Below are 24,685 nucleotides of genomic sequence, written 5' to 3'. Positions count from 1 at the left end.
GCCTACATGGTGAACCGAGTGAAGTGGGATCTGCCTGGGGTCTGCACGGTGCGGGGACGGCGGAGGGAAGGAAGGTAATGGCTGTTGAGGCGGTCGGTGGCGATATCGCGGCGCTGGTGCTGCGGGTCTCCGTGGGAGGAACGCTGCTCGCGCACGGCTGGAACCACGCGTTCGGCGGGGGGAAGATCGAGGGCACGGCGGGCTGGTTCGAGTCGATGGGGCTGCGGCCCGGCCGCCTGCACGCGCTGATGGCGACCGGCACCGAGCTGGGCGCGGGGATCCTGCTGATCCTCGGGCTGCTCACGCCGCTGGCCGCCGCCGGGGCGGTCGGCACGATGGCGGTCGCGCTCATCACCGCGCACCTGCGGAACGGGTTCTTCATCTTCCGCCCCGGGCAGGGCTACGAGTACGTCCTGATGATCATCATGGTGGCGTGCGCGGCGGGCGCGCTCGGCGGCGGCGCCGTGTCGCTGGACCGGGCGCTCGGCGTCGACGGCGACCTGTCCGGCTGGACGGGCCTGGCGATCACCGCGCTCGCCGGCGGCCTCGGTGCCGCGCTGCTGCTGGCCGCCTTCTGGCGCCCGGCCGCGAAGCCCGCCGAGGGGGAGTGAGCGGGGAGCGAACGGCAGGTGCCCGCGGCCGGCCTCCGTACACGGGGAGGCCGGCGCGCGGCGTGGAGGGGCGGTAGTGGGGTCAGGTGTGCGCCGCCGCCTCGCGCGCCTTCACGCGTTCCCGCTGGGGGATCACGGTGTACTTGGGGTCCTTCGCCGACTGCACTCCGGCGTGGAAGATGCCGAAGCGCGTGCAGGCCGAGCCCGCGAGCAGTGCCGTCCCGCTGAGGGCGGCCGCCGCGCGGCTGCGCCCGCCGAGCAGGACGCCTCCCGCCATGCCCGCGGCCGACAGGATCTCGCCCGCGCGCATGAACCGTCCCGCCCTGCCGAACCCGTAGGGCTCGGCGGCCAGCCCGGCGCGGCGTTCCAGGGTCTTCGCCGCCGCCAGTTCCAGGACGCCGCCGAACACCGCGGCGGTGCGCATCGGCCCGGTCTCGCGGACGGGAGCCGCGGCCATCCCCATGCCCGCCGCGGCGGAGACGGCCGACCCCGCGAACACGAACGGCATCTCCCGCCGTCCCTCGTGCCAGGCCGGGACCGCGGTGTCGGCGATCAGCACGGCGGTGTAGGTGGTGACGGCCGGGCCGAGCGCGGCGGCCGCGGCGGTGGCGGCCGCGCCGAGGCGGGGGAACAGGCCGGTCGCGTCGAGGACGGCGGCGGCGCCCGCGGCGGGCCCGTAGCCGGCCAGGATCCAGGAGCCCATGCTCATCGGCGAGGTCGGCTTCATGACCCGCAGCATGTTGGCGAACCGCCCCGGCCGCCCGAGGTCGTGGATCAGCGCCGCAGTGGACCCGGCGATCGCGGCCAGCGAGGAGATCTTCAGCGCCCGCGCCGCGACCGGGCGCCCGGTGAGCTGCGCCCCCGCGGCGAGCACCGACCCGGCGCCCGCCAGGCCGCCGAGGAACAGGTACGCGGCCACGTCGGACGCCTTCCAGGTCGGGGCCTTCAGCACCGGCCTGCCGTAGTAGGAGGTGAACTCGGCCTCCGGCACCATCGCCTTCTCGCCGCGCCCGCCGCGCCGCCGGCGCCCGCCGCCGCCCCGGCCCGGCAGGCCCTTGCCGACCAGCGCCTCGCGGTCCGGCCGCGCGCCGTGCACGCCGTCCTTGCGCACCTCCGACTCGCTCATCGCGCCCCTCCCTCGCGGCCGTGCACGGCGAAGACGGCGGCGAGGCCGCCGAGCATGGCGGCGGCGGCCATCCCCGCGTGCCGCCACATGGACGGCATGTCGCGCGTGGTGACGACCGGGTCCGGCGGGAGCCCGTACACCTCCGGCTCGTCCAGCAGCAGGAAGAACGCGCCGTCGCCGCCGACGCCGTCGTCCGGATCGTGGCCGTAGAGGCGTGCGTCCTCGACGCCGATGTCGTGCAGTTGCTCGACCCGCAGCGCGGCCCGCTCGCGCAGCTCGTCCAGCGGCCCGTACTGGATCGAGTCGGTCGGGCACGCCTTCGCGCAGGCCGGTTCCAGCCCGCCCCCGATCCGGTCGTAGCACAGCGTGCACTTCCAGGCCCGCCCGTCCTCCTTGCGCTGGTCGATGACCCCGAACGGGCACGCCGGGATGCAGTAGCCGCAGCCGTTGCAGATGTCCTCCTGGACGACGACCGTGCCGAACTCGGTGCGGAACAGCGAACCGGTCGGGCAGACGTCCAGGCACGCGGCGTGCGTGCAGTGCTTGCACACGTCGGACGCCATCAGCCAGCGCATGTCCGTGCCGTTCCCGTCCGACGCGGCGCCCGGGGACTCGCCGTGGTCGGTGCCCGGCTCCGCCCGCCCGATCGGCTTGCGCTGCTCGATGAACGCGACGTGCCGCCAGGTGTCGGCGCCGAGCTGCTGCGTGTTGTCGTAGGACATGCCGGTGAACTCCAGGCCGTCCTCGGGCACGGAGTTCCACTCCTTGCAGGCCACCTCGCACGCCTTGCAGCCGATGCACACGGACGTGTCGGTGAAGAAGCCCATGCGGGGCGGAGGGTCGGGATGGCCGGCGTCCGCGGCGACGTCCGGCTCGGCTCCGGCGAGCAGGTTCCGTCCCACCAAGCCGCTCATCCCAGGCCCTCCCATCCGTGCCGCCGACCCTCTGCGACTTCCCGGCGGGACGGCTCCTACACACCGCGTCCCGCCCCGTTGACGCGGATTTCGGCGCATCGATAGCGTCATGGGATGACCGCCGAGTTCACCGGTTACGCCGGCCCCCTGGACCAGACGCTCGGGCTGCTGGTGACGGAAGCGTCCGAGCAGCGGGTCGTGGCCGAGCTGGAGGTCACCGACAAGCTCATGCAGGCGTACGGGATCGTGCACGGCGGCGTGTACTGCGCGATCAACGAAACGGTCTGCAGCATCGGCGCGGCCCTCACGGTCGGGCTCGACGAGCAGGTCGTCGGGGTCAGCAACCACACCCGGTTCATCCGCGCCGTGCGCGGCGGGCGGCTGACGGCCCGCGCCCGGCCGGTCGACCGGGTCGGCGACCACGTCACCTGGCAGGCGACGATCAGCGACGAGCGCGACCGCGTCGTCGCCGAGGGCACCGTGAACCTGCTGCGGCTCTCGCCACCGGCCCCGCCGCCGCCGGCCCGGCCCGTCTAGCCCGCGGGCAGGCGCTCACTCGGCGGACATCGCCTTCCACTGCCGGTCGGCGGCGGGCCGCCAGGCGTCGTGGCGCTCGTGGAAGAGCGCGAACGCCTGCGAGCCGCTCCAGTCGTCGGGGAGCAGCTCCGCCGGGAGCGCCGGGTCGAGGAACGGGAAGCGGCGCCATTCCTGGACGAGCCTGGTGTGCGCGGCGAACGTGCCCGGCTCGTCGGCGGGGCGCAGCGCGCCGACCGCGTCGAGGAAGTCCTCGTAGGCGAGCTCGATCTCGTCGAGGTCCCACGCCTGGCGGGCCACGCGGCGCGCCTCGGCCAGGTCGCCGAGCTCGCCGGTGAACAGCGTGGAGGTGTCGGCGACGCCGATCTCGGCGAGGACGCCGCGCACCTCGGCCTCCCGCCCGGGGTGCGGGCTCACCCACACGCCGGGGGAGAGGTTGCCGAGCCCGCTCCAGGCGAGCCGGGTGCGCAGCAGGTGCCGGAGTTTGCGGCTGGTCTCCGGGACGGTCGCGAGGACGAGCAGCCACCGCCCGTCCCACGGGCCGACCGGGCCGCCGAACCCGTAGATCCGCTCGGTGCCGTCGGTCAGCAGCCGCTCGCCGGCCGGGGTGAGCCGCCAGGCGGTGCGGCGGCCGCGCCGCTCCCCGGCGAGCCAGCCCTCGGCGGCGCTGCGCGCGAGCGCCTGCCGGACGGCCTTCTCCTCCACGCCGAGCAGCCCGAGCGCGCGCAGGAACGCCGCCGTCCACACCGCCTCGCCGCCGGGCAGGACGAACTCGCCGAGCACGGTCAGCAGCAGCGACCGGGCGCTCGCCGCGCCGAGCTCGCGCCGGCGCCGGAACTCGGGCCGGGGCGGCGCCGCGTCCCCGCCGGATCGGGCCATGTGCTTCTCCTTCTGAGCCCTTCAGGGGCGCGGCGGTCCATGGAACGCTGTCCAGTATCGCGCGAGTGCCGTGCGCCTCGCGCGCCGTCCGCCCCGCCGATCCTCATTCCACAAGTCTATTGACTGGCGTTTCGTCCATGTAGAGCATAAGTGCCACGGTTCCCGGCGACTGGAGACCCCGATGACCGCTGAAACGGCGACCGCACCGGCCGCGTCCGAGACGTTCAACGCTTCCGACTACCTCCTCCAGGCGGCGGGCCGGGCCGGCACCGCGGACCGGACGGCGCTCACCGGTCCCGCGGGCGACCTCTCCTACGCGGAGCTGGCCGAGCTCGCCGGGCACATCGCGGCCGGGCTGGCGGCCCGGGGGCTGCGCGGCGAGGAGCGCGTGGTGCTGTTCATGGCCGACGGGCCGCTCATGGCGGCCGCGATCCTGGGCGCGATGCGGCTCGGCGCCGTCCCGGTCCCGGTGTCGACGATGCTGACGGGCGGCGAGCTGGCCGCGCTGCTCAACGACGCGCGGGCCAGGGTGCTGCTGGTCAGCGACCGGTTCGCGGTGGCGGCGGAGGCCGCGCTCGCGCGGGCGCCGGGCGTCCGGCACGTGGCCGTCGAGGACGGCGGGCCGGACGGCGGTGGAGTTGAGGGCGGTGCCGGGCTCCAGGCGCCGCCCGGCGTGCGGGTGACCCCGTTCGACGACCTGGTCCGGGAGGGGCGCGAGAGCGGCGGCGAACCGCCCGACCCCTACGCGACCTCGGACGACTCCAGTGCGCTGTGGCTCTACACCTCCGGGACGACCGGCAAGCCGAAGGGCGCGATGCACCGGCACGCCAACATCCGGCACGTCGTGGAGACCTACGGCCGCCAGGTTCTCGGCATCAGGCCCGGCGACCGCTGCTACTCGGTCGCCAAGCTGTTCTTCGCCTACGGCATCGGCAACTCGCTGTTCTTCCCCCTCGCGGCCGGCGCGACCGCGATCCTGGACCCCGACCGGCCGACGCCCGCGTCCGTCGCCGAGCGGCTGGCCGAGTACCGCCCGACGCTGTTCTTCGCCGTCCCGACCTTCTACGCCGCGATCCTGAACGCGGAGGTGCCGGTGGAGGCGTTCGCGTCGGTGCGGCTGGCGGTGTCGGCGGGCGAGCCGCTGCCCGCCGAGCTGTGCCGCCGCTTCACCGACCGGTACGGGGTGGAGATCATCGACGGGATCGGCTCGACGGAGTGCCTGCACATCTTCCTGTCGAACCGCCCGGGACGGGTGCGACCGGGGACCACCGGCACCGCCGTCCCCGGCTACGAGCTGCGGGTCGTGGACGAGGACGGCGCCGACGTGCGGCCGGGCACGCCCGGCTCGCTGCTGGTGAAGGGCGAGTCGATCGCGACGGGCTACTGGTGCCGCACGGAGACCACCCGCAAGGTGTTCCAGGGGGAGTGGCTGCGCACCGGCGACACCTACGTGGTGGACGAGGACGGCTACTACACCTGCCTCGGCCGCACCGGCGACATGCTCAAGGCCGGCGGGATCTGGGTGTCGCCCGCGGAGGTCGAGGCGCGGCTGCTGGAGCACCCGGCGGTGGCGATGGCCGCGGTCGTGGGGCTGCCGGACGCCGACGGCCTGGACAAACCGGTCGCCGCGGTCGTCCTCAAGGAGGGCGCCGCCGCCGAGCCGGCGGAGCTGATCGCCTTCTGCCGGGCCGGGCTCGCCTCGTTCAAGCGCCCCCGCGAGGTGCTGATCGTGGACAAGCTGCCGACCACCCCCACCGGCAAGCTCCGCCGCTTCGCCGTCCGCGACCTGGCCGCCGGCCTGCTGGCCGCGGGCTGACGCGCGCGGCTCGGCGGGCACGGCGCGCGCCTTCGGGAGGTCCGTCCATGTGCTACAAACTCTTGACGTACTTACCGTGTTCTGTGGAGCATGGGGGGACGGACAGAGCGGAGGAGCACGCATGCACGTCGAGTTCCGGACGGACCCGGCCCGCTACCGGCACTGGCGCCTGGACGTCGACGGGCCGGTCGCCACGCTCACGATGGCGGTGGACGAGCAGGGCGGCCTGGTCCCCGGCTACGAGCTGAAGCTCAACTCCTACGACCTCGGCGTGGACATCGAGCTGTACGACGCCGTCCAGCGGCTGCGGTTCGAGCACCCCGGCGTCCGCACCGTGGTGATCACCAGCGGCAAGGAGAAGGTGTTCTGCGCGGGCGCCAACATCCGGATGCTGGCCGCGTCGACGCACGCCTGGAAGGTGAACTTCTGCAAGTTCACCAACGAGACCCGCAACGGGATCGAGGACGCGACCGCGAACTCGGGGCAGACCTACATCGCGGCGTGCAACGGCACCGCGTCCGGCGGCGGCTACGAGCTGGCGCTCGCCTGCGAGCACATCATGCTCGTGGACGACCGGTCCTCGGCGGTGTCGCTGCCGGAGCTGCCGCTGCTCGGCGTCCTGCCCGGCACCGGCGGCCTGACCCGGGTGTCGGACAAGCGGCACGTCCGCCGCGACCGCGCCGACTACTTCTCCACCAAGGCCGAGGGGCTCGGCGGCAAGAAGGCGGTGGCCTGGCGGCTGGTGGACGAGGCCGTGCCGCGCACCGCCTGGGACGCGACGGTCGCCGAGCGCGCGCGGGAGCTGGCGGAGCGCTCGTCCCGCCCCCTGGACGCCGAGGGCGTCGAGCTGGTGCCCCTCGCCAAGGAGCGCACCGAGTCCTCGATCGCCTACCGGCACGTGTCGGCGGCGCTCGACCGCGAGGCGGGCACCGTCGAGATCACCATCGCCGGCCCGGAGGGGCCCCCGGACGGCGGCTTCCACCGCGAGGACTTCTGGACGCTCGCCATGACCCGCGAGCTGGACGACCTGATCCTCGACCTGCGCACCAACGAGCTCGAACTCGGCACCTGGGTACTGCGGACGAGCGGCGACGCCGAGCACGTCCTCGCGCACGACCGGCTGCTGCTCGACAACTCCGGCGACTGGCTCGCCAACGAGATCGTCCTCTACCTCAAGCGGACCCTGAAGCGCCTCGACGTCACCAGCCGCAGCCTCATCGCCCTGGTGGAGCCGGGGTCGTGCTTCGCGGGGTCGCTGCTGGAGGTCGCGCTCGCCGCCGACCGCACCTACCACCTCGACGGCGTCTTCGAGGACGTCGACCCCGGCGCCGACCCGGCCGCGGTCACCGTCGCCGGGATGAACCTCGGCCCGCTGCCGATGGCCAACGGCCTCACCCGGCTGGAGACCCGGCTCCTCGGCGACGAGGAGACCCTCGCCGCCGTCCGCGACGCGGCGGGCAAGCCGCTGGAGGCCGCCGACGCCGAGCGGCTCGGCCTGGCCACCTTCGCGCCCGACGACATCGACTGGGACGAGGAGGTCCGCATCGCGATCGAGGAGCGCTCCGGGTTCTCCCCGGACGCGCTGACCGGACTGGAGGCCAACTACCGCTTCCCCGGCCCGGAGACCCTGGAGACCAAGATCTTCGGCCGGCTCACCGCCTGGCAGAACTGGATCTTCACCCGCCCGAACGCGTCCGGGCCCGACGGCGCGCTGCGCCGCTACGGCACCGGGCGGCGCGCCGACTTCGACCGAAAGCGAGTGTGACCCCATGCCGACCACGGCCGACTACGGCGAAAAGATCCCCAACAACGTCGGCCTGCACGAGGACCGGCGCCTCCAGCGGGCGCTGGAGTCGTGGCAGCCCGACTTCCTGAACTGGTGGGAGTCGATGGGCCCGGCCCTGCCCACCCAGGACGTCTACCTGCGGACCGCGGTGAACGTCGGCCGCGAGGGCTGGGCGCACTTCGGGCACGTCGCCATGAAGGACTACCGCTGGGGCATCTTCCTCGCCGAGCGGGACGGCGACCGCCGCATCGGCTTTGGCGCGCACAAGGGCGAGCCCGCCTGGCAGAAGGTCCCCGGCGAGTACCGCGCGGACCTGCAGCGCCTCATCGTCATCCAGGGCGACACCGAGCCGGCGTCCGTGGAGCAGCAGCGCAACCTCGGCGCGACCGCGCCGAGCCTGTACGACCTGCGCAACCTGTTCCAGGTGAACGTCGAGGAGGGCCGGCACCTGTGGGCGATGGTCTACCTCCTGCACGCCCACTTCGGCCGCGAGGGACGCGAGGAGGCCGAGGAGCTGCTGCACCGCAACTCCGGCAGCGAGGAGTCGCCGCGCATCCTCGGCGCCTTCAACGAGGAGACCCCCGACTGGCTGTCGTTCTTCATGTTCACCTACTTCACCGACCGGGACGGCAAGTTCCAGCTCGGCACGCTGAAGGAGTCGGGCTTCGACCCGCTGGCGCGGACCTGCGAGTTCATGCTCAAGGAGGAGGCCCACCACATGATGGTCGGCACCACGGGCATCGACCGCGTCGTGGAGCGGACCGTCCAGCTGATGAAGGAGCACGACACCGACGACGTCGCGCCGCACGGCGGGATCCCGCTCGACATCGTGCAGAAGTACCTGAACTTCCACTACTCGGTCTCGCTCGACCTGTTCGGCTCCGAGACCTCCAGCAACGTCGCCAATTACTACACGGCCGGGCTCAAGGGCCGCTGGATGGAGGGGCGCCGCAAGGACGACCACCGCCTCACCGACGACGCCGCCCTCGTGGACGCCCTGGTGGACGGCGCCGTCGGGCAGACCGAGGTCGCCGCCCTCACCGGCCTGAACACCGACCTGCGCCGCGAGTACATCGCCGACTGCCAGAGCGGCGTCAACCGGTGGAACCGCATCCTGGCCGACGCGGGCCTCCCGCAGCGCCTCTACCTGCCGAGCGTCGCGTTCAACCGGAAGGTCGGCGCGTTCGCCGGCATCGAGGCCACCCCGGACGGGGAGGTCGTCCCGGCCGAGGAGTGGGAGCGGCGCAAGGGCGCCTGGCTGCCGACGGAGGTCGACAAGACCCATGTCCGCTCGCTGATGCGGCCCGTCCACGAGCGCGGGAAGATCGCCGCCTGGATCGCCCCGCCCCGCAACGGCATCAACGGCAAGCCCTTCGACTACGAGTACGTCCGCCTGTAGGGGCCGCCGGCGACCGGGCCGGGGCCGGGTGGGCACGCGCTACCGGGCGAGGTGGCGGGAGATGACCAGCCGCTGGATCTGGTTCGTCCCCTCGAAGATCTGCATGACCTTGGCCTCGCGCATGTAGCGCTCGACCGGGAAGTCGCGGGTGTAGCCGGCGCCGCCGAGGACCTGGACGGCGTCGGTCGTCACCTTCATCGCGTTGTCGGTGGCGACCAGCTTCGCGATGGACGCCTCGCGGCCGTAGGGGCGGCCTGCGTCCTTGAGGCGGGCGGCGGACAGGTAGGTGGCGCGGGCCGACTCGATCGCGGCGGCCATGTCGGCGAGGACGAACGCCAGCCCCTGGTGGTCGATGATGGCCTTGCCGAACGCCTCGCGCTCCTTGGCGTAGGCGACGGCGGCGTCCAGGGCGCCCTGGGAGAGGCCCGTGGCGACGGCGGCGATGCCGAGGCGGCCCGCGTCGAGCCCGGCGAGGGCGATGGACAGGCCCTGGCCCTCCTCCCCGATCAGGTTGGCGGCCGGGACGCGCGCGTCCACCAGGCGGACGGTCGCCGTGGTCGAGCCCATCAGGCCCATCTTGTCCTCGGGCTCGTCGAACTCCAGGCCCGGGGTGCCGGCGGGGACGTGGAAGCAGGAGATGCCGCGGGAACCGGTGTCGGCGGTGCGGGCCATCACCGTGTAGAAGTCGGCCTTGCCGCCGTGGGTCGTCCACGCCTTGGCGCCGTTGAGGACGTAGGAGTCGCCGTCCCGGACGGCCTTGGCGCGCATCGCGCCGGGGTCGGAGCCGGCGTGCGCCTCCGACAGGCAGTACGCGCCGAGCTGCTCCCCGGACAGCATGCCCGGCAGCCACTTCGCGCGCTGCTCGTCGGTGCCGTAGGCGAACAGCGGGAAGCACGACAGGGCGTGGACGCTGACCCCGACGCCGACGCTCGCCCAGACCGCGCCGATCTCCTCCAGCACCTGGAGGTACACCTCGTACGGCTGGGCGCCGCCGCCGAACTCCTCCGGGTAGGGGAGGGTGAGTAGCCCGGCCCGGCCCAGCGTCGCGAACGCCTCGCGGGGGAACGTCGCGGTGCGCTCCGCGTCGGCGGCGTGCGGGGCGAGCTCCTTCGCCGCGATCTCGCGGGTCAGCGCGATCAGGTCCGCGGACTCGGGGTTCGGCAGGTGCCGGGTGGCGGGCATGGACGACTCCTTTCGGCCGCCTCAGAGTACCAAGACCGGTACCGGCGAACCCATTTTGGTACTGTCTCCGCCATGCGCGAGCGGGCCGGAGACGAGCGGGCGGGGGCCGAGCGGGCCGCGGCCGAGCGGGCCGGAAACGAGCGGGCCGGCCGGGCGGAGCGGCGGCGGGAGGCGCTGATCGGGCGGCTCATGGACGTCTTCCTCGACCGCGGGTTCGCCGAGCTGAGCGTCGCCGACCTCGCCGCGGAGCTGCGCTGCTCCAAGAGCACGCTGTACGCGGTCGCGGCCAGCCGGGAGCAGATCATCGCGGCCGTGGTGCGCGCGTTCTTCCGGCGGGCGACCGAGCGGGTGGAGGCCGCGCTCGCCCTGGAGACCGACCCGCGCGAGCGCGTCGGCGCCTACCTGCGGGCGATCTCGCGCGAGCTGGCCCCGGCGTCGCCCGCGTTCTTCGCCGACCTGGACGCGTTCGCGCCCGCGCGCGAGATCTACAAGGAGAACACCGGGTTCGCGGTCCGGCGGGTGCGGGGGCTCGTCCGGGAGGCCGACGGCCGGATGCCCGGCGCCGACGCGGCGTTCCTCGGCGCCGTCGCGGGGCAGGTGATGGAGTCCATCCACCGCGGCGAGATCGAGGCGCGGACCGGGCTGGACGACTCCGCCGCCTACGCCGCGCTGGCGTCCCTGATCGTCGCCCGCATGCGGCCGCCCGGCTAGCGCTGGGCCGTCTGGAGCGCGTGCTCCACCAGGGCCACGAGCACGCCCCGCGCGACCTCGCGGCTGCGCACGTCGCACATCAGGACGGGCACCTCCGGGTCGACGTCGAGGGCGTCGCGGATCTCCTCGACGGAGTAGCGGCGGGCGCCGTCGAACTGGTTCGCGGCGACCACGAACGGGATCTCCCGCTGCTCGAAGAAGTCGATGGAGGCGAAGCTCGACGACAGCCGGCGGGTGTCGACCAGCACGATCGCGCCGACGGCGCCGTAGGCGATCTGGTCCCACATGAACCAGAACCGCTCCTGGCCGGGCGTCCCGAACAGGTACAGCCGGACGCCGCCGGAGAAGGTGAGCCGGCCGAAGTCCATCGCGACGGTCGTGGTGGTCTTGCCCTCGACGCCGCCGAGGTCGTCCACCCCGATCGAGGCGTCGGTGAGGGTCTCCTCGGTGCGCAGCGGGCGGATCTCGCTCACCGCGCCGACGAGCGTCGTCTTGCCGACGCCGAAGCCTCCGGCCACCAGCACCTTCAGCGTGTGCGTGGGGATGTCGTCGGCCGGCGCGTACGGCGTGGCGGACGGGTCAGAGGCGGCGAAGTTCATCGAGCACTCTCATCAGGATGCGGGGGTCGGGGCGTTCGGACGGTTCCTCCGCCTGCGGAACCTCCTCGATCAGGCCGTACTGGTGCAGGTCCTCCAGCAGGATCTGCACCACCCGGAAGGGGAGGTCGGTCTCCGAGGCCAGGTCGGCCGGCGTCGACGGCCGGCGGCACAGCTCGAGCAGCCGCCGCTGCTCGCGCGACAGCCACACCCGGTCGCCCGGGGTGCGGCCGGTCGCGACCAGGATCGTCACCAGGTCGACGACGAGCCCGCGGGGGCGGGTGCGCCCGCGGGTCACCGCGTACGGCCGGACGACCGGGCCGGCGTCCCGGCCGATCCAGCGCTCCTTCGGCGTCTCCACGGTGGCTCAGCCCGACGCACCCGGCCGCAGCGAGGCGTCCTCGGCGGCGGCGCGCGGCGACGCCGACAGCGCCCGCCGCACCCGCTTGATCAGCATGGTGGTCTCGTAGGCGACGAGCCCGGCGTTGCCGCCGGCGTCGCTGAGCACCGCGAGGCAGCTGCCGTTCCCGGCCGGCATGACGAAGAACAGCCGGTCGTCCAGCTCCACGACCGTCTGCCGCACCTGCTTGGCCTGGAAGTGCTCGCGGGCGCCGTTGGCGAGGCTGTGGAAGCCCGACGACAGCGCCGCGAGGAACTCGGCGTCCTTGCGGGTGACGTCGCCCGAGGCGCCCATGACCAGCCCGTCGCGGGACAGCAGCACGGCCTGGCGGACCTCGCCGACCCGTTGCACCAGATCCTCCAGCAGCCAGTCGAGCTCGCCGGTGGCGTGGCCCTGCCGAGTCATGATTCCCCCCATTCATCGCGTGGTTCGAGATCGCCCGGTTCGTCGTCGGCGACCCTGCCGCGCAGCCATCCCGACTGTAGCGAGGCCATCAGGTCGCGGCTGAGCTCCGGGCTCGGCTCCTCGAAGTCCTCCTCGGCCGGGGCGGCCGCCTTCGGCCGCCCGTTCGCCGGGCGCCTGCGCAGCTGAGGAGCGAGGTTGCGCTGCCGGACGCGGCGCGGGAGCCGCCCGGTGACCTCGCTGTCCTCCACCTCGGCCGGTTCCGCCTCCGCGTCCCCCGGCCGGGTCCGGCCATCGGCCCGTCCGGGCGGGTCGAAGGACACCGCCGCATCGGCGGCGGCCCCGCTGTACGGGCCCTGCCCGTCGTAGGAGACCCGCCCGTTCTGCTCCGGGGGGTCGTAGGAGACCTGGGCGTCGTACGAGTCGGGCACGGTGAAGCCGGACCGCGCGTCCGCGGCGGGCGGCGTCTCGAACGACACCGGCGTGTTGAAGGCGACCGGCGCGGGCGGGCCGTCCCCGGGCGCCGGGCGGGACGGCGGGCCCGCCGGGCCGGGCAGCGCGCGGCGGACCGGGCGGCCGACCCGCGGCGCGCCCGCGCCGACCGGCTCCGCCGCCGCGCCGCCCTCGCCGACCGGCTGCCACTGGTCGTCCAGGACGACCAGGGAGTGCGGGACGAGGACGATCGCGGTCGTGCCCCCGTACGCCGAGGGCTGCAGCGAGACCTTGATGTCGTGCCGGGCGGCGAGCCGCGCGACGACGAACAGGCCGAGCCGCTCGGTGTCGACGAGGTCGAACTCGACGGCGCTGGCGAGGCGCCGGTTGAGCGCGTCCAGCTCCTCCGGCGCGAGGCCGATGCCGCGGTCGACGACCTCCACCGCGAGCCCGTTGGCGACCGTCTCGATCTTGACGGTGACCTCGGTGGTCGGCGGGGAGTAGGCGGTGGCGTTCTCGATCAGCTCGGCGAGCAGGTGGATGACGTCGGCGACGACGTCCCCGCTGACCGCGGCCGACGACGCGCCGGTCACCTCGATGCGGGTGTAGTCCTCGACCTCGGCGATCGCGGCGCGCACCACGTCCTCGGCGGCGACGGGGTGGTCCCAGGCGCGGACGGTGGGCGAGCCGGACAGGATGACCAGGCCCTCGGCGTGCCGCCGCATGCGGGTGGTGAGGTGGTCGAGGCGGAACAGGTCGTCCAGCTCCTCGGGGCTGGACGCGCGCCGCTCCATCTGGTCCAGCAGCCGCAGCTGCCGGTGCAGCAGCGACTGGCTGCGCCAGGACAGGTTCACGAAGACCCGGTTGATGCTGGCGCGCAGCTCCGCCTCGCCGATCGCGGTCCGGATCGCCTGCCGCTGGACGGTCTCGAACGCCTCGCTGACCAGCGCGACCTCGCGGGTCCTGCCGGACGCGGGGCGGGGCGTCTCGGCCTCCAGGTCCACCCGCTCACCGCGCCGCAGCCGCGCCACGACGCGGGGGAGCCGCTCGTTCGCCAGCTCCTGCGCCGACCGCTGCAGCCGCCGCAGCTCGCTCGCGTGCCGCCGCGCGAACAGCAGCGACAGCACGATGGACGCGATCACGGCGAGCAGCCCGACGCCGCCCGCGAGGTAGACCCGCAGCATGATCCGGTCGCCGGCGGGCCCGACCTCGTCGTGCTGGAGCTGCTCGCCGGCCTTGAAGGCGGTGCCGAGCCACAGCTGCCCGGCCGCCTTGACGCTGGCCTGCCACCGCTGCGGGGCGGGCGCCCGGCCCTGCCGCACGACGGCGGTCTCCAGCGCGACGTAGTCGGCGTAGGCGGGCGAGTTCACCAGCCCGCTCATGGTCTTCGCGATCCCGCCGCTGAGCCCGGACTGCCCGAGCTCGATCAGCTCGGCGCGGGCGCCCGCCCACTGCGCGAAGGCGGCCCGGCCGCCGGCCTTCAGCCGGCCGCCGCCGAGGCCGGTGAGCAGCAGGTCCTCGCGCAGCATGAAGTCGCGCGCCCAGTACATGTAGAGGACGCCGTTGGTCTGCTGGTAGACGTCGACGTCGGCGATGGTGACCAGCGTGGTCAGCAGCCGGACGGTCTTGTCGAAGGCGTCGCTGTAGGCGTTGATGGCCTCCAGCGCCGAGACGTTCCGCGCGGTGATCTGCGACCGGATGCTGGCGAGCTGGTCGAACTGGTTGCCGACGTCCCGGGTCCGCTGGATCGCGCTCTCGACCATGTGCTCGGTCGCCGCCGGCGCGAGCGCGAGCCTGCGGAACGCGGCGACCGCGCGCTCGGTCTTGCCGACCGCGTCCTTGAACGTGCGCTCGTTGACCGCCGACGGCTTCGCCAGGGCGGCGACCGCGGCGGCGCGCTCCTCCTGCACGGCCTGCATGGCGAGGTTCGCGGGCTGGCCCACCAGGTCGTGGTTCTCGGCGTACTGGTTGCGCAGGAGCGCGTCGTTCAGCGCCGGGACGGCCGAGTACGTCCACAGGGCCACGAGCGACACCAGCGGGATCGCGAGGAGCAGGACGATCCGCCGCCCGATCGGCCGGGTGCGCGGGCGCCCGTGGGGCTTGGGCTCCTGTTCGGGACTCGACAACGGCCCACTCCTGATCGTCGGCGGCCACCTTCAAGGGTGACGAAGCATACTCACGCCGATTTGTCCGGTGCCAGTGGTCTCACCTGCTGGAACTCGCGTCAGGCGGAATGCGGTGGGTGCCGCTTCGGCGAATGGACGGGCGGTGCGCGCCGGTGTGCCCGCCGGGCCCGGCCGTCCGCCGTTCTCGCAGGTCAGCGCCTTCCGTTCGGGGCCATTCCGAGGTGGCCTCGCGGAATGCGGCCGGGTTCCGCCGATGATGATCGACACGAGCCGTGCAGGAGGACGGGACGGACGGTGATGGGGAACCGCAAGTCGATCTTGTAAACCGTGGGGAGAAAGAGGCCAATATTGGCCGTTTTGATGCAGAGTCGTGTCTTGTTGCGTGAATTGACGCGTGTCAGGCTTCGGGTTGCTTCGTCCCCCCACAAACGGAGACCTGGTATGCGCAGAGCCGCGCTCGCAACCCTCACCGGGCTGTCGCTCGCAGCCGCCACCCTGGCCGCGGTGCCGTCCGCACAGGCCGCCGGTCCGGCCGACGCGAAACTCGCCCGGCTGGTCACGCTGAAGAACGTCCGCCACCACCAGCTGAACCTGCAGAAGATCGCGGACGCCAACGGCGGCAACCGGGCCGCCGGGCTGCCCGGCAGCACGATCACCATCAAGTACATCGCCGACCAGCTCAAACGGGCCGGCTACGACCCCGTCGTCCAGAAGTTCGAGTTCGACTTCTGGCAGCAGACCGCGGATCCCGTCTTCGCCGAGACCGCCCCCGAGCAGAAGACCTTCGCGCAGGGCACCGACTACGCGACCCTCCAGTACTCCGGCACCGGCGACGTCACCGCGCCCGCCGCGCCCGTCGACAGCGATGCCACCGGGGTCGGCAGCGGCTGCGAGGCCGAGGACTTCGCGGGCTTCCCCTCGGGGGCCATCGCGCTGATCCAGCGCGGCGGCTGCTTCTTCTCCGTCAAGGCCGACAACGCCATCGCGGCGGGCGCGTCCGCCGTGGTCATCTACCAGCTCCCCGACCAGCCCGGACCCGTCGCCGGCACGCTGACCACCCCGTACGACATCCCGGTGGTCGGCCCGACCAACGCGGTCGGCAGGGCGCTCGTCGACCAGGCGAACAACGGCGGCCTGACGCTGCGCGTGAAGACGCAGACGCTCAACGAGAAGCGCGAGACCGCCAACGTCGTCGCCGACACCAAGCGGGGCAGGGCGAGCAACGTCGTGGTCGTCGGCGCCCACAACGACAGCGTCACCGACGGCCCCGGCATCAACGACGACGGCTCCGGCACCGCGGCGCTGCTGGAGATGGCCAAGCAGATCCACAAGCTCGGCGCCAAGCTCCGCAACAAGGTGCGGTTCGCGTTCTGGGGCGCCGAGGAGGAGGGCCTGCTCGGCTCGCAGTACTACGTCGACACCCTCCCGCAGGCCGAGCGCGACAAGATCGCGCTGATGCTCGACTTCGACATGATCGGCTCGCCGAACTACGTGAACTTCGTGTACGACGGCGACGACAGCGCGGGCGAGAACAACGTCGAGCCGCCCGCCGGGTCCGGCGCGATCGAGAAGGCGTTCACCGACTACTTCGCGAGCCGGGGCCTCGCCACCGACCCGACGCCGTTCAACGGGCGGTCGGACTACAACGCGTTCATCACCGCGGGCATCCCCGCGGGCGGCCTGTTCACGGGCGCCGAGGGCATCAAGACGCCCGAGCAGGCGGCGGTCTACGGCGGCACGGCGGGGATCGCCTACGACCCCTGCTACCACTCGGCCTGCGACCGCTACGACAACGTGGACCTCAAGGGCTTCGACCAGATGATCGACGCCACCGCCGCGGTGACCCAGCTGTTCGCGTACAGCACGCTGACGGTCAACGGCAACGAGCGGGTGAGGCGCGCCCCGGCGCCGGTCGCCAAGCGCACCGTGCCGGACGAGATCGGCGGCCACGCCACCAAGTGATCCGGTAGTCCGGTCCGCCGAGGGGCGCGCCCGCGGGCGCGCCCCTCCTCCGTTCGCTCCGCCGGCCGGGCCGCCGGGTCAGCCGAGCGCTTCGGCGATCCCGCGCAGCGCCGGGCGCGGGTCGCCGTCGCCCAGCACCTGCACGGCCACCTGGTCGGCGCCCGCGTCCAGGTGCTCCCGCACCCGCGCGGCCAGCGCCGCCGCGTCGCCCTGCGCGACCAGCGCGTCGATCAGCGCGTCGCTGCCGCCGCCCGCCACGTCGGCGTCGGTGAAGCCGAGCCGCTTGAAGTTGCCGACGTAGTTGCGCAGCCCCAGGTACATCTTCGCGGCCTCCCGGGCCGTCGCGCGGGCGCGCTCCTCGTCGGTGTCGAGCACCACCTTCTGCTCGGGGACGAGCAGCGGCCCGGCGCCGAGCGTCTCCCGCGCCTGCCGGGTGTGCTCCGGCGTGGTGAAGTACGGGTGCGCGCCCGCGGTCCGCTCCGCCGCCAGCCGCAGCACCCGCGGCCCGAGCGCGGCCAGCACCCGCCCGGCGGCCGGGACGTCCGCGGCGTCGAGGTCGTCCAGGTAGCGGACGATCGTCTCGTAGGGGCTGCGGTACTCCTGCGTCGCCTCCGGGTGGCCGATGCCCACGCCCAGCAGGAACCGGCCGCCGTACGCGTCGTGCAGCCGGTGGTAGGACGCGGCGGCCTCCGTGGCCGGCGTGGCCCACATGTTCACGATGCCCGTGGCGATCACGATCCGGTCGGTGCCGGCCAGCAGCCGCTCGGCGATCTTCAGGTCGCCGCGCGGCGACCCGCCGATCCAGATGGCGCCGTAACCGAGGTCCTCCAGGTCCCTGGCCAGCTCCGGATCCAGCGCGCTCCACGGCCGCCAGATGCCCAGCCGGCCCAGTTCGATCTTGTCCATGTCGCCCCCAACACTCTCCGCGGCCGTTTCATGCCCCCTTCCCCGGTGCCAGGATGTGAACATGACCGACCGGCCGCGCCTGCTGCTCCTGGACGGCCACTCGCTGGCCTACCGGGCCTTCTACGCGCTGCCGGTGGAGAACTTCACCACGACGGCGGGGCAGCCCACCAACGTCGTGTACGGGTTCGCGAACATGCTGGCGAACGTGCTGCGGGACGAGCGGCCGACGCACGCGGCCGTCGCGTTCGACGTGGGGCGGCGGACGTTCCGCGCCGAGGAGTTCCCCGAGTACAAGGCGAACCGGACGCGGTCGCCGTCGGAGTTCGGCGCCCAGCTCCCCGTCCTGGACCGGCTGCTCGCCGCGATGAGCGTCCCGGTGCTGCGCGCGCCCGGCTACGAGGCCGACGACGTGATCGCGACGCTCACCGGGGCGGCGGTGGACGACGGCATGGCCGTGCTGATCGTCACCGGCGACCGCGACGCGCTCCAGCTCGTCGGCGACGACGTCACCGTCCTGTACTTCTACCGGACGGCCGCCGAGATGGTCCGGTACACGCCCGACGCGGTGCGGGAGAAGTACGGCCTGACCCCCGCGCAGTACCCCGACTTCGCGGCGCTGCGCGGCGACCCGTCCGACAACCTGCCGAGCATCCCCGGCATCGGGGAGAAGACGGCCGCGAAGTGGATCCGGGAGTTCGGCACCCTCGACGCGCTGCTGGAGCGGCCCGGCGAGGTGAAGGGCAAGGCGGGGGAGAGGCTGCGCGGCGCGCTCGACACGGTGCGGCTGAACCGGCGGCTCACCGAGCTCGTCCGCGACGTGGACCTGCCGGTGGCGCCCGCCGACCTGCGGCGCCGCCCCTACGACCTGTCCGCGTTCACCGCGCTGCTGGACGAGCTGGAGTTCCGCAACGCCAGCCTCCGGCAGCGCCTCTTCGCCGCCGACCCGGGCGGCGCCCGGTCCCCGGAGGCGGCGCGGCCCGAGCCGGTGAAGGGCCGCGAGCTGCGCCCGGACGAGCTGGCCGGCTGGCTCGGCGCCCACGCCACCGGCCTGACGGCGCTGGCCGCCGACTGGACGTGGGCGCGCGGCACCGGCGACATCACGCGGATCGCGCTGGCCGCCGGCGACGACCACGCCGCCTCCTTCGAGCCGTCCGCCCTCACCGAGGCCGACGAGCGGGCCTTCGCGGAGTGGCTCGCCGACCCGTCCCGGCCCAAGGCGCTGCACGACGTGAAGGCGCTGCTGCGCGTGTTCGGCGAGCGCGGCTGGCGCCTCGGCGGCGTCGCCACCGACACGGCGATGGCCGCCTACCTGCTGCTCCCCGGCCTGGCCGCCTACGGGATCGCCGACCTCGCGGGCCGCCACCTGGGCCGCCGGCCGCCCGCCGACGGCGCCGCCGGGCTGATGCTGAGCGCGCGCGCCGTCCTCGACCTGGCCGGGAAGTTCGCCGCCGACCTCGCCTCCACCGGCATGGACGCGGTCCTCCGCGACGTCGAGCTGCCGCTGTCGGACCTGCTCGCGCGCGCCGAACGCGCCGGAATCCACGTGGACGCCGCCCTCCTCGACGAACTGGAGCGCCACTTCGCGGACGGGATGGCGCGCGCCGCCGGCGAGGCCGCGGAGATCGCCGGGCACCCCTTCAACCCGGGCTCGACCAAGCAGCTCCAGGAGGTGCTGTTCGGCGAGCTCGACCTGCCCCGCACCAAGAAGATCAAATCGGGCCACTCCACCGACGTCGACGCGCTGACCTGGCTCGCCACCCAGACCGACAACGGGCTCCCGGAGGTGCTGCTGCGCCACCGCGACCAGGCGCGGCTGCGCGCGACCGTCGCCGGGCTGATCCGGGAGATCGGCGCGGACGGCCGGATCCACACCACCTTCCAGCAGACCGTCGCCGCCACCGGCCGGCTCACCTCGACCGAGCCGAACCTCCAGGTCATCCCCGTCCGCACCGAGGAGGGGCGGCGCATCCGGCGGGCGTTCCCGCCCGGCCCCGGCTTCGAGTCGCTGCTGACCGCCGACTACGGGCAGCTCGAACTGCGCGTCATGGCGCACCTGTCGCAGGACCCCACGCTGCTGGAGGCGTTCGCGTCCGGCGAGGACCTCCACGCGACGATGGCGGCGCAGGTCTTCCAGGTCCCGCCCGCCGCCGTCACGCCCGACATGCGCCGCAAGATCAAGGCGATGTCGTACGGGCTCGCGTACGGGCTGTCGGCGTTCGGGCTGGCGAAGCAGCTCGGCATCCCGCAGGCGGAGGCGCGCCCGCTGATGGACGCCTACTTCGCGCGGCTCGGCGGCGTCCGCGACTACCTCGACCACGTCGTCGCCGAGGCCCGCGCCACCGGCTACACCCGGACGCTGCTCGGCCGGCGCCGCTACCTGCCGCACCTGACCAGCGACAACCGGCAGCGGCGCGAGACCGCCGAGCGGATGGCGCTGAACGCGCCGGTCCAGGGCTCCGCCGCCGACATCGTCAAGATCGCGATGCTGCGGGTGGACGAGGCGCTCACCGGGGCCGGGCTGCGCAGCCGGCTGCTGCTCCAGGTGCACGACGAGATCGTCCTGGAGGTGGCGCCGGGGGAGCGGGACGCGGTGGAGGCGCTCGTCCGCGACCGGATGACCACCGCCTACCCGCTCACGGTCGGCCTGGAGGTCGCCATCGGCGCCGGCGCCGACTGGGACGCCGCGGCACACTGACCGCCGCGCGCACTGACCGCCGCGCACTAGGCGCCCGGCGGGCGGCCCTCCCAGGCGTTGCCGAGCAGCACCCGCAGGCCCGCCTCCTCCACCGGACGCGGGTTCGCGAAGCCTCCGGCGGCGGCCCGCGCGACCACGTCGTCCAGGTGTGCGGGGTCGGCGCCGAGGTCCTTGAGGGAACGCGGCAGGCCCAGCGAACCGGACAGCTCCCACAGCGCGCGTGCCGGGTCGTCGCCTCCCAGAGCCCGGCTCAAGGCCCGCACGGCGTCCGGCGCGGCCGGGGCGTTGTAGGCGAGGGCGTGCGGCAGCAGGACGGTGTGGGTCTCGGCGTGCGGGAGGTTCAGCGAACCCCCGAGGATGTGGCACAGCCTGTGGTGCAGGCCCATCGTCGTCGCGCTGAGGCAGGTGCCGCCCAGCCACGCCCCGTACAGCGCGCGGGTGCGGGCGGGCAGCGCGCCGGGCTCCCGCACGACCTCCGGCAGCGCCTCCGCCAGCACCCGGACGGCCTCCTCCGCCATCAGCGACACCACCGGCGACGCGTCGGGGGCGTAGAGCGCCTCGACGGCGTGCGCCGCCGCGTTCATCGCCGACGCAGCCGACACCGCGGGCGGCAGGCCCAGCGTCAGGGACGGGTCGTAGAGCACCGTCCGGGCCAGCACGCGCTCGTCGCGGCCGGTGCGCTTCACGCCGTCCTCCGTCATGCCCCACACCGGCGTCATCTCCGACCCGGAGTAGGTGGTGGGGACGGCCGCGATCGGCAGGCCCGTCTCCTTCGCGACCGCCTTGGCCAGGCCGACGGCCGACCCGCCGCCGAACGCGACCAGCCCGTCCGCCCCGGCCGCCGCGGCGACCCGGCCCGCCTCCGCCGCGGCGTCCGCCGGCACGTGCATCACCGCTCCGGCGTGCACACCGGCCAGCCGGCCGCCGAGCGCCGCCGCGACCCCTTCGGCGTCCGCGCGCCGCCCCGGCGTCGCCAGCACGAGCACCCGCGACAGGCCCAGCGCGTCCACCTCGGCGGGCAGCTCGGCGAGCACGCCCGCGCCGAAGACGACCCGCACGGGCAGCGGCCGGTAGGTGAAGCGGAGCGCGTCCATGTCCGGAACTCTACGGCCGGGGTGCGCCCCGCCGGCGCCCCGATGGGGTAGGGATGGGACGGGGGAGGTACGCATGGAGATCGAAATGGTCGTCGAGATCCCCGGGGGATCGCGCAACAAGTACGAGATGGACCACCGGCTGGGCCGGATCCGCCTCGACCGGATGCTGTTCACCGCGACCCGGTACCCGCACGACTACGGCTACATCCCGGACACCTGCGCGGAGGACGGCGACCCGCTGGACGCGATGGTGCTGCTGGAGGAGCCCACGTTCCCCGGCTGCCAGATCACCGTCCGCAGCATCGGGGTCTTCTGGATGCACGACGAGAAGGGGCCCGACGCGAAGATCCTGACCGTCCCGTCGCGGGACGTCCGCTACCAGGACATCCGCGACCTGCGGGACGTGCACGAGCACATCCTCGACGAGATCGCGCACTTCTTCGACATCTACAAGAGCCTGGAGCCGGGCAAGGACGCGGACGTGCGCGGCTGGCAGGACCGGCGGGTCGCCGACCGGACGATCACCGAGGCCGTCGACCGCGCGCGGGCCACGGGCAGCCCGACGGCCTGACCGGGCCCTCACCGGCAAGCCTTCACCCGGAGGGGAGGCGCGGCGCACGATGGACGGTGTGGGCTCCGCCGCGGAACCGGTCGTGGTCGTCGGCGCCGGGCCGGTCGGCCTGGTCGCGGCGCTGCTGCTGGCCCGGCACGGGGTACCGAGCGTGGTGCTGGAGGCCGCCGCGCGCCGCGACCCCTCCGGATCGCGGGCGATCTGCTTCCAGCGGGACGTGCTGGACGTCCTCGACCGCGCCGGCTGCGCCGAGCGGATGATCGCCCGCGGCGTGACCTGGACGACCGGCCGCACCTACCACCGCGGCGACGAGCTGTTCGCCGTCACCTTCCCCGATGCCGGGAGCGGCGAGGTCCCGCCGTGGATCAACATCTCGCAGGCCGAGGTGGAGGCGTACCTGCGCGACCTCGCCGCCGCCGAGCCGCTGGTCGAGGTCCGCTACGGGCACCGGGTCCGCGCCGTGCGCCAGGACGCGGACGGCGTCGAGGCCGACGCGGGCGCCGCGACGGTGCGCGGGACGCACCTGGTCGGCGCGGACGGCGGCCACGGCGCGGTCCGGGAGCTGCTCGGCATCGGCTTCCCCGGCCGCACGTTCGCCGACAGGTTCCTCATCTGCGACATCCGGGCCGAGCTGCCGTTCCCGAGCGAGCGGCGGTTCTACTTCGACCCCGAGTGGAACCCCGGGAGGCAGGTCCTCGTCCACCAGTGCCCGGACGGGACGTGGCGCATCGACTGGCAGGTGCCCGCCGACCTCGACCTGGACGCCGAGCGGACGTCCGGCGCGCTCGACGCCCGCATCCGCAAGATCACCGGGGACCTCCCGTACGAGATCGTGTGGGCCACGGTGTACCGGTTCCACGAGCGGTGCGCCGAGACGTTCGCGTCCGGCCGCGCGTTCCTGGCCGGCGACGCCGCCCACCTGTACGCGCCGTTCGGGGCCCGCGGGCTGAACTCCGGCGTCCAGGACGCGGAGAACCTGGCCTGGAAGCTCGCGTTCGTCCGGCACGGCTGGGCGCCGCCGGAGCTGCTGCGCAGCTACGACCTCGAACGCCGCGCCGCCGCGCTGGAGAACCTGCGCGTCACCACCCGGACGATGGAGTTCCTCGTCCCGCAGACTCCGGCGCAGCGGGCGCACCGCCTGGAGTCGCTGGAGCGGGCCCGGACCCACCCCGACCCCCGCGCGATCATCGACTCCGGCCGGCTCGCCGAGCCGTTCTGGTACCTGGACTCGCCGCTCACGACCCCGTCCGGCCCGGTGGACGGCTTCCCGCGCGAGCCGGGCGCGCCCCGCCCGCCGGTGCCGGGGGTGCTGTGCCCGGACGGCCCGTGCACCGCGCGCGGCGGGCGCACCCGCCTGCGCCGCCTCTTCGGCACCCGGTTCGTGCTCCTCGGCCCCACCGCCGTGGAGCCGCCCGAAGGCATCCCGTGCGACAGCTACGCGCTGGACGAGATCGACACCGAGGGGGCGCTGCGGGAGGCCCTGCGGGCGGGCCCGGACACGGTCCACGTCATCCGCCCGGACGGGCACCTCGCCGCCGTCCTGCCCGGCGGCACTCCCGCGGCCGTGGCCGCCGCCGTGCGCCGCGCCTGCGGACGGGCGTGACCGACGTCACCCGTGGCCTCCTTCGCCGCCGTGTAGCGTCGGTCGTCCCGGGGCGGACGCGTCCCGGCGGCCGACCGGAGGTGAGAACGCATGGGCACCGCCGACAGGCAGAGCGGCAGGGAGAGTGGCAGGGAGGGCGCGGAGGACGGGATCCGCGCGGACCGCCCGGTGTCGGCGCGCGTCTGGGACTACTGGCTCGGCGGCAAGGACCACTACGAGGTGGACCGCATGGCCGGCGAGGCGGTCGCCCGGCAGGTCCCCGGCATCGTCGGCGCCGCCCGCACCGACCGGCTGTTCCTCGGCCGCTGCGTCCGCCACCTGGCGGGCGAGGAGGGCGTGCGGCAGTTCCTCGACATCGGCACCGGGCTCCCGACCGCCGACAACACCCACGAGATCGCGCAGCGGGTCGCGCCGGACTCCCGGATCGTCTACGTCGACAACGACCCGCTCGTACTGGCCCACGCGCGGGCCCTGCTCACCAGCTCGCCGGAGGGCGCGACCGACTACATCGACGCCGACGTCCGCGACCCGGACCGCATCCTCGCCGGGGCCGCCGCGACGATCGACTTCGACCGCCCGGTCGCGCTGATGATGCTCGCGCTGCTGCACCTCATCACCGACGACGGCGAGGCTCGCGCCATCCTGGACCGGCTCGTCGGCGCGCTCGCCCCCGGCAGCTTCGTGGCGCTGTCCCACGCCTGCCTGGACGTGGACGTCACGCACACCGCCGTCAAGGCGTGGAACGAGAGCGGCACACCCCACCCGCTCAAGGCCCGGACCGCCGCCGAGATCGAGGCGCTGTTCGACGGCCTGGAGCTGCTGGAGCCCGGCGTCGTGTCGTGCTCCCGGTGGCGGCCCGAGCCCAACCCGTGGGGCGAGCCGCAGGAGACCATGACCTTTTGTGGAGTGGCGAGAAAACTGGCCGCCTGACCGGCTTCGT

At 74.0% G+C, this 24,685-nt stretch carries 21 protein-coding genes; 11 read left to right on the top strand and 10 right to left on the bottom strand.

The annotated features are described in order from the left end of the window. Positions 1–77: 77 nt before the first annotated feature. Positions 78–611 (top strand): DoxX family protein, encoded by a 534-nt coding sequence (locus tag CHF16_RS23440; protein ID WP_089328263.1) that lies wholly within the window; start codon positions 78–80, stop codon positions 609–611. Between the two features lie 82 nt (positions 612–693). Here CHF16_RS23440 and nrfD read toward each other — a convergent pair whose 3' ends face one another. Together nrfD and CHF16_RS23430 are read right to left on the bottom strand one after the other, a co-directional pair. After that, positions 694–1,737 (bottom strand): NrfD/PsrC family molybdoenzyme membrane anchor subunit, encoded by a 1,044-nt coding sequence (gene nrfD, locus CHF16_RS23435; protein ID WP_089328262.1) that lies wholly within the window; start codon positions 1,735–1,737, stop codon positions 694–696. Further along, positions 1,734–2,564: a 4Fe-4S dicluster domain-containing protein gene (locus CHF16_RS23430; RefSeq protein WP_245869087.1), complete on the bottom strand. Its 831-nt coding sequence runs from the start codon at positions 2,562–2,564 to the stop codon at positions 1,734–1,736. Before CHF16_RS23430 ends, nrfD begins: the two co-directional genes overlap by 4 nt. Before the next feature lie 201 nt (positions 2,565–2,765). Between CHF16_RS23430 and CHF16_RS23425 the strand changes: the two genes are divergently transcribed. Beyond that, a complete protein-coding gene (locus CHF16_RS23425) occupies positions 2,766–3,188 on the top strand; it encodes a PaaI family thioesterase (protein WP_089328260.1) in 423 nt (140 codons plus the stop codon). 15 nt (positions 3,189–3,203) lie between these two features. Here the strand turns inward: CHF16_RS23425 and CHF16_RS23420 are convergent, their stop codons facing one another. Further along, on the bottom strand, positions 3,204–4,064 hold the full coding sequence (locus tag CHF16_RS23420; protein ID WP_089328259.1) for a PaaX family transcriptional regulator: 861 nt from the start codon (positions 4,062–4,064) through the stop codon (positions 3,204–3,206). Positions 4,065–4,245: 181 nt separating this feature from the next. Here CHF16_RS23420 and CHF16_RS23415 point away from each other — a divergent pair, with 181 nt between their 5' ends. From CHF16_RS23415 to boxB, 3 genes are all read left to right on the top strand, one after another. Beyond that, entirely contained in the window at positions 4,246–5,880 is a 1,635-nt protein-coding gene (locus tag CHF16_RS23415) for a benzoate-CoA ligase family protein (RefSeq protein ID WP_089328258.1), read from the top strand. A 121-nt stretch (positions 5,881–6,001) separates the two neighbouring features. Next, complete coding sequence (gene boxC, locus CHF16_RS23410; RefSeq protein WP_089328257.1) at positions 6,002–7,645, top strand: 2,3-epoxybenzoyl-CoA dihydrolase; 1,644 nt, start codon at positions 6,002–6,004, stop codon at positions 7,643–7,645. A 4-nt stretch (positions 7,646–7,649) separates the two neighbouring features. Then, positions 7,650–9,065: a benzoyl-CoA 2,3-epoxidase subunit BoxB gene (gene boxB / locus CHF16_RS23405; RefSeq protein WP_089328256.1), complete on the top strand. Its 1,416-nt coding sequence runs from the start codon at positions 7,650–7,652 to the stop codon at positions 9,063–9,065. A gap of 39 nt (positions 9,066–9,104) precedes the next feature. On the opposite strand, the gene CHF16_RS23400 is transcribed toward boxB, so the two are convergent. Continuing rightward, entirely contained in the window at positions 9,105–10,247 is a 1,143-nt protein-coding gene (locus tag CHF16_RS23400; RefSeq protein ID WP_089328255.1) for an acyl-CoA dehydrogenase family protein, read from the bottom strand. A 72-nt stretch (positions 10,248–10,319) separates the two neighbouring features. Between CHF16_RS23400 and CHF16_RS23395 the strand changes: the two genes are divergently transcribed. Continuing rightward, the gene (locus CHF16_RS23395; RefSeq protein ID WP_089328254.1) at positions 10,320–10,958 is read left to right on the top strand and encodes a TetR/AcrR family transcriptional regulator; all 639 of its coding nucleotides are present in this window, start codon (positions 10,320–10,322) and stop codon (positions 10,956–10,958) included. On the opposite strand, the gene CHF16_RS23390 is transcribed toward CHF16_RS23395, so the two are convergent. Genes CHF16_RS23390 through CHF16_RS23375 form a run of 4 tightly spaced genes read right to left on the bottom strand, consistent with a single transcriptional unit; the run spans position 10,955 to position 14,914 of the window. After that, complete coding sequence (locus CHF16_RS23390; RefSeq protein ID WP_089328253.1) at positions 10,955–11,557, bottom strand: GTP-binding protein; 603 nt, start codon at positions 11,555–11,557, stop codon at positions 10,955–10,957. The two genes, CHF16_RS23395 and CHF16_RS23390, sit on opposite strands and share 4 nt — an antisense overlap. Then, on the bottom strand, positions 11,538–11,915 hold the full coding sequence (locus tag CHF16_RS23385) for a DUF742 domain-containing protein (RefSeq protein WP_089328252.1): 378 nt from the start codon (positions 11,913–11,915) through the stop codon (positions 11,538–11,540). Before CHF16_RS23385 ends, CHF16_RS23390 begins: the two co-directional genes overlap by 20 nt. Before the next feature lie 6 nt (positions 11,916–11,921). Then, a complete protein-coding gene (locus CHF16_RS23380; protein ID WP_089328251.1) occupies positions 11,922–12,359 on the bottom strand; it encodes a roadblock/LC7 domain-containing protein in 438 nt (145 codons plus the stop codon). Continuing rightward, a complete protein-coding gene (locus CHF16_RS23375; protein WP_089328250.1) occupies positions 12,356–14,914 on the bottom strand; it encodes a sensor histidine kinase in 2,559 nt (852 codons plus the stop codon). The genes CHF16_RS23380 and CHF16_RS23375 overlap by 4 nt, the downstream gene beginning before the upstream one ends. Before the next feature lie 441 nt (positions 14,915–15,355). Here CHF16_RS23375 and CHF16_RS23370 point away from each other — a divergent pair, with 441 nt between their 5' ends. Beyond that, on the top strand, positions 15,356–16,876 hold the full coding sequence (locus CHF16_RS23370) for a M20/M25/M40 family metallo-hydrolase (RefSeq protein WP_089328249.1): 1,521 nt from the start codon (positions 15,356–15,358) through the stop codon (positions 16,874–16,876). A gap of 78 nt (positions 16,877–16,954) precedes the next feature. On the opposite strand, the gene CHF16_RS23365 is transcribed toward CHF16_RS23370, so the two are convergent. Beyond that, a complete protein-coding gene (locus CHF16_RS23365) occupies positions 16,955–17,782 on the bottom strand; it encodes an LLM class F420-dependent oxidoreductase (RefSeq protein ID WP_089328248.1) in 828 nt (275 codons plus the stop codon). Between the two features lie 61 nt (positions 17,783–17,843). On the opposite strand from CHF16_RS23365, the gene polA reads away from it, so the two are divergent. Then, positions 17,844–20,477: a DNA polymerase I gene (gene polA / locus CHF16_RS23360; RefSeq protein ID WP_089328247.1), complete on the top strand. Its 2,634-nt coding sequence runs from the start codon at positions 17,844–17,846 to the stop codon at positions 20,475–20,477. 26 nt (positions 20,478–20,503) lie between these two features. Here polA and CHF16_RS23355 read toward each other — a convergent pair whose 3' ends face one another. After that, positions 20,504–21,571 (bottom strand): maleylacetate reductase, encoded by a 1,068-nt coding sequence (locus CHF16_RS23355; RefSeq protein ID WP_089328246.1) that lies wholly within the window; start codon positions 21,569–21,571, stop codon positions 20,504–20,506. Positions 21,572–21,644: 73 nt separating this feature from the next. On the opposite strand from CHF16_RS23355, the gene CHF16_RS23350 reads away from it, so the two are divergent. The 3 genes from CHF16_RS23350 to CHF16_RS23340 all read left to right on the top strand — a co-directional run bounded on the left by CHF16_RS23350 (position 21,645) and on the right by CHF16_RS23340 (position 24,675). Then, positions 21,645–22,142, top strand: a complete 498-nt coding sequence (locus CHF16_RS23350; protein WP_089328245.1) for an inorganic diphosphatase — start codon at positions 21,645–21,647, stop codon at positions 22,140–22,142. A gap of 49 nt (positions 22,143–22,191) precedes the next feature. Further along, entirely contained in the window at positions 22,192–23,745 is a 1,554-nt protein-coding gene (locus tag CHF16_RS23345; RefSeq protein ID WP_089328244.1) for an FAD-dependent monooxygenase, read from the top strand. A gap of 90 nt (positions 23,746–23,835) precedes the next feature. Then, complete coding sequence (locus CHF16_RS23340) at positions 23,836–24,675, top strand: SAM-dependent methyltransferase (protein WP_089328243.1); 840 nt, start codon at positions 23,836–23,838, stop codon at positions 24,673–24,675. Positions 24,676–24,685: the final 10 nt, after the last annotated feature.

Origin of the sequence: Actinomadura meyerae (assembly GCF_900188445.1) — a bacterium.
Taxonomy (GTDB): Bacteria; Actinomycetota; Actinomycetes; order Streptosporangiales; family Streptosporangiaceae; genus Spirillospora; species Spirillospora meyerae.
This window is presented reverse-complemented; position numbering and strand designations above follow the sequence as displayed.

Excerpts from the sequence above, each read along its gene's own strand:
- CHF16_RS23400 (WP_089328255.1), bottom strand. The coding sequence starts at position 10,247 with ATGCCCGCCACCCGGCACCTGCCGAACCCCGAGTCCGCGGACCTGATC.
- CHF16_RS23380 (WP_089328251.1), bottom strand. The coding sequence starts at position 12,359 with ATGACTCGGCAGGGCCACGCCACCGGCGAGCTCGACTGGCTGCTGGAG.
- CHF16_RS23430 (WP_245869087.1), bottom strand. The coding sequence starts at position 2,564 with ATGGGCTTCTTCACCGACACGTCCGTGTGCATCGGCTGCAAGGCGTGC.
- CHF16_RS23365 (WP_089328248.1), bottom strand. The coding sequence starts at position 17,782 with ATGGACAAGATCGAACTGGGCCGGCTGGGCATCTGGCGGCCGTGGAGC.
- CHF16_RS23420 (WP_089328259.1), bottom strand. The coding sequence starts at position 4,064 with ATGGCCCGATCCGGCGGGGACGCGGCGCCGCCCCGGCCCGAGTTCCGG.
- CHF16_RS23395 (WP_089328254.1), top strand. The coding sequence starts at position 10,320 with ATGCGCGAGCGGGCCGGAGACGAGCGGGCGGGGGCCGAGCGGGCCGCG.
- CHF16_RS23440 (WP_089328263.1), top strand. The coding sequence starts at position 78 with ATGGCTGTTGAGGCGGTCGGTGGCGATATCGCGGCGCTGGTGCTGCGG.
- polA (WP_089328247.1), top strand. The coding sequence starts at position 17,844 with ATGACCGACCGGCCGCGCCTGCTGCTCCTGGACGGCCACTCGCTGGCC.
- boxB (WP_089328256.1), top strand. The coding sequence starts at position 7,650 with ATGCCGACCACGGCCGACTACGGCGAAAAGATCCCCAACAACGTCGGC.
- CHF16_RS23390 (WP_089328253.1), bottom strand. The coding sequence starts at position 11,557 with ATGAACTTCGCCGCCTCTGACCCGTCCGCCACGCCGTACGCGCCGGCC.
- CHF16_RS23415 (WP_089328258.1), top strand. The coding sequence starts at position 4,246 with ATGACCGCTGAAACGGCGACCGCACCGGCCGCGTCCGAGACGTTCAAC.
- boxC (WP_089328257.1), top strand. The coding sequence starts at position 6,002 with ATGCACGTCGAGTTCCGGACGGACCCGGCCCGCTACCGGCACTGGCGC.
- CHF16_RS23370 (WP_089328249.1), top strand. The coding sequence starts at position 15,356 with ATGCGCAGAGCCGCGCTCGCAACCCTCACCGGGCTGTCGCTCGCAGCC.
- CHF16_RS23350 (WP_089328245.1), top strand. The coding sequence starts at position 21,645 with ATGGAGATCGAAATGGTCGTCGAGATCCCCGGGGGATCGCGCAACAAG.
- CHF16_RS23355 (WP_089328246.1), bottom strand. The coding sequence starts at position 21,571 with ATGGACGCGCTCCGCTTCACCTACCGGCCGCTGCCCGTGCGGGTCGTC.
- CHF16_RS23425 (WP_089328260.1), top strand. The coding sequence starts at position 2,766 with ATGACCGCCGAGTTCACCGGTTACGCCGGCCCCCTGGACCAGACGCTC.
- CHF16_RS23345 (WP_089328244.1), top strand. The coding sequence starts at position 22,192 with ATGGACGGTGTGGGCTCCGCCGCGGAACCGGTCGTGGTCGTCGGCGCC.
- CHF16_RS23340 (WP_089328243.1), top strand. The coding sequence starts at position 23,836 with ATGGGCACCGCCGACAGGCAGAGCGGCAGGGAGAGTGGCAGGGAGGGC.
- nrfD (WP_089328262.1), bottom strand. The coding sequence starts at position 1,737 with ATGAGCGAGTCGGAGGTGCGCAAGGACGGCGTGCACGGCGCGCGGCCG.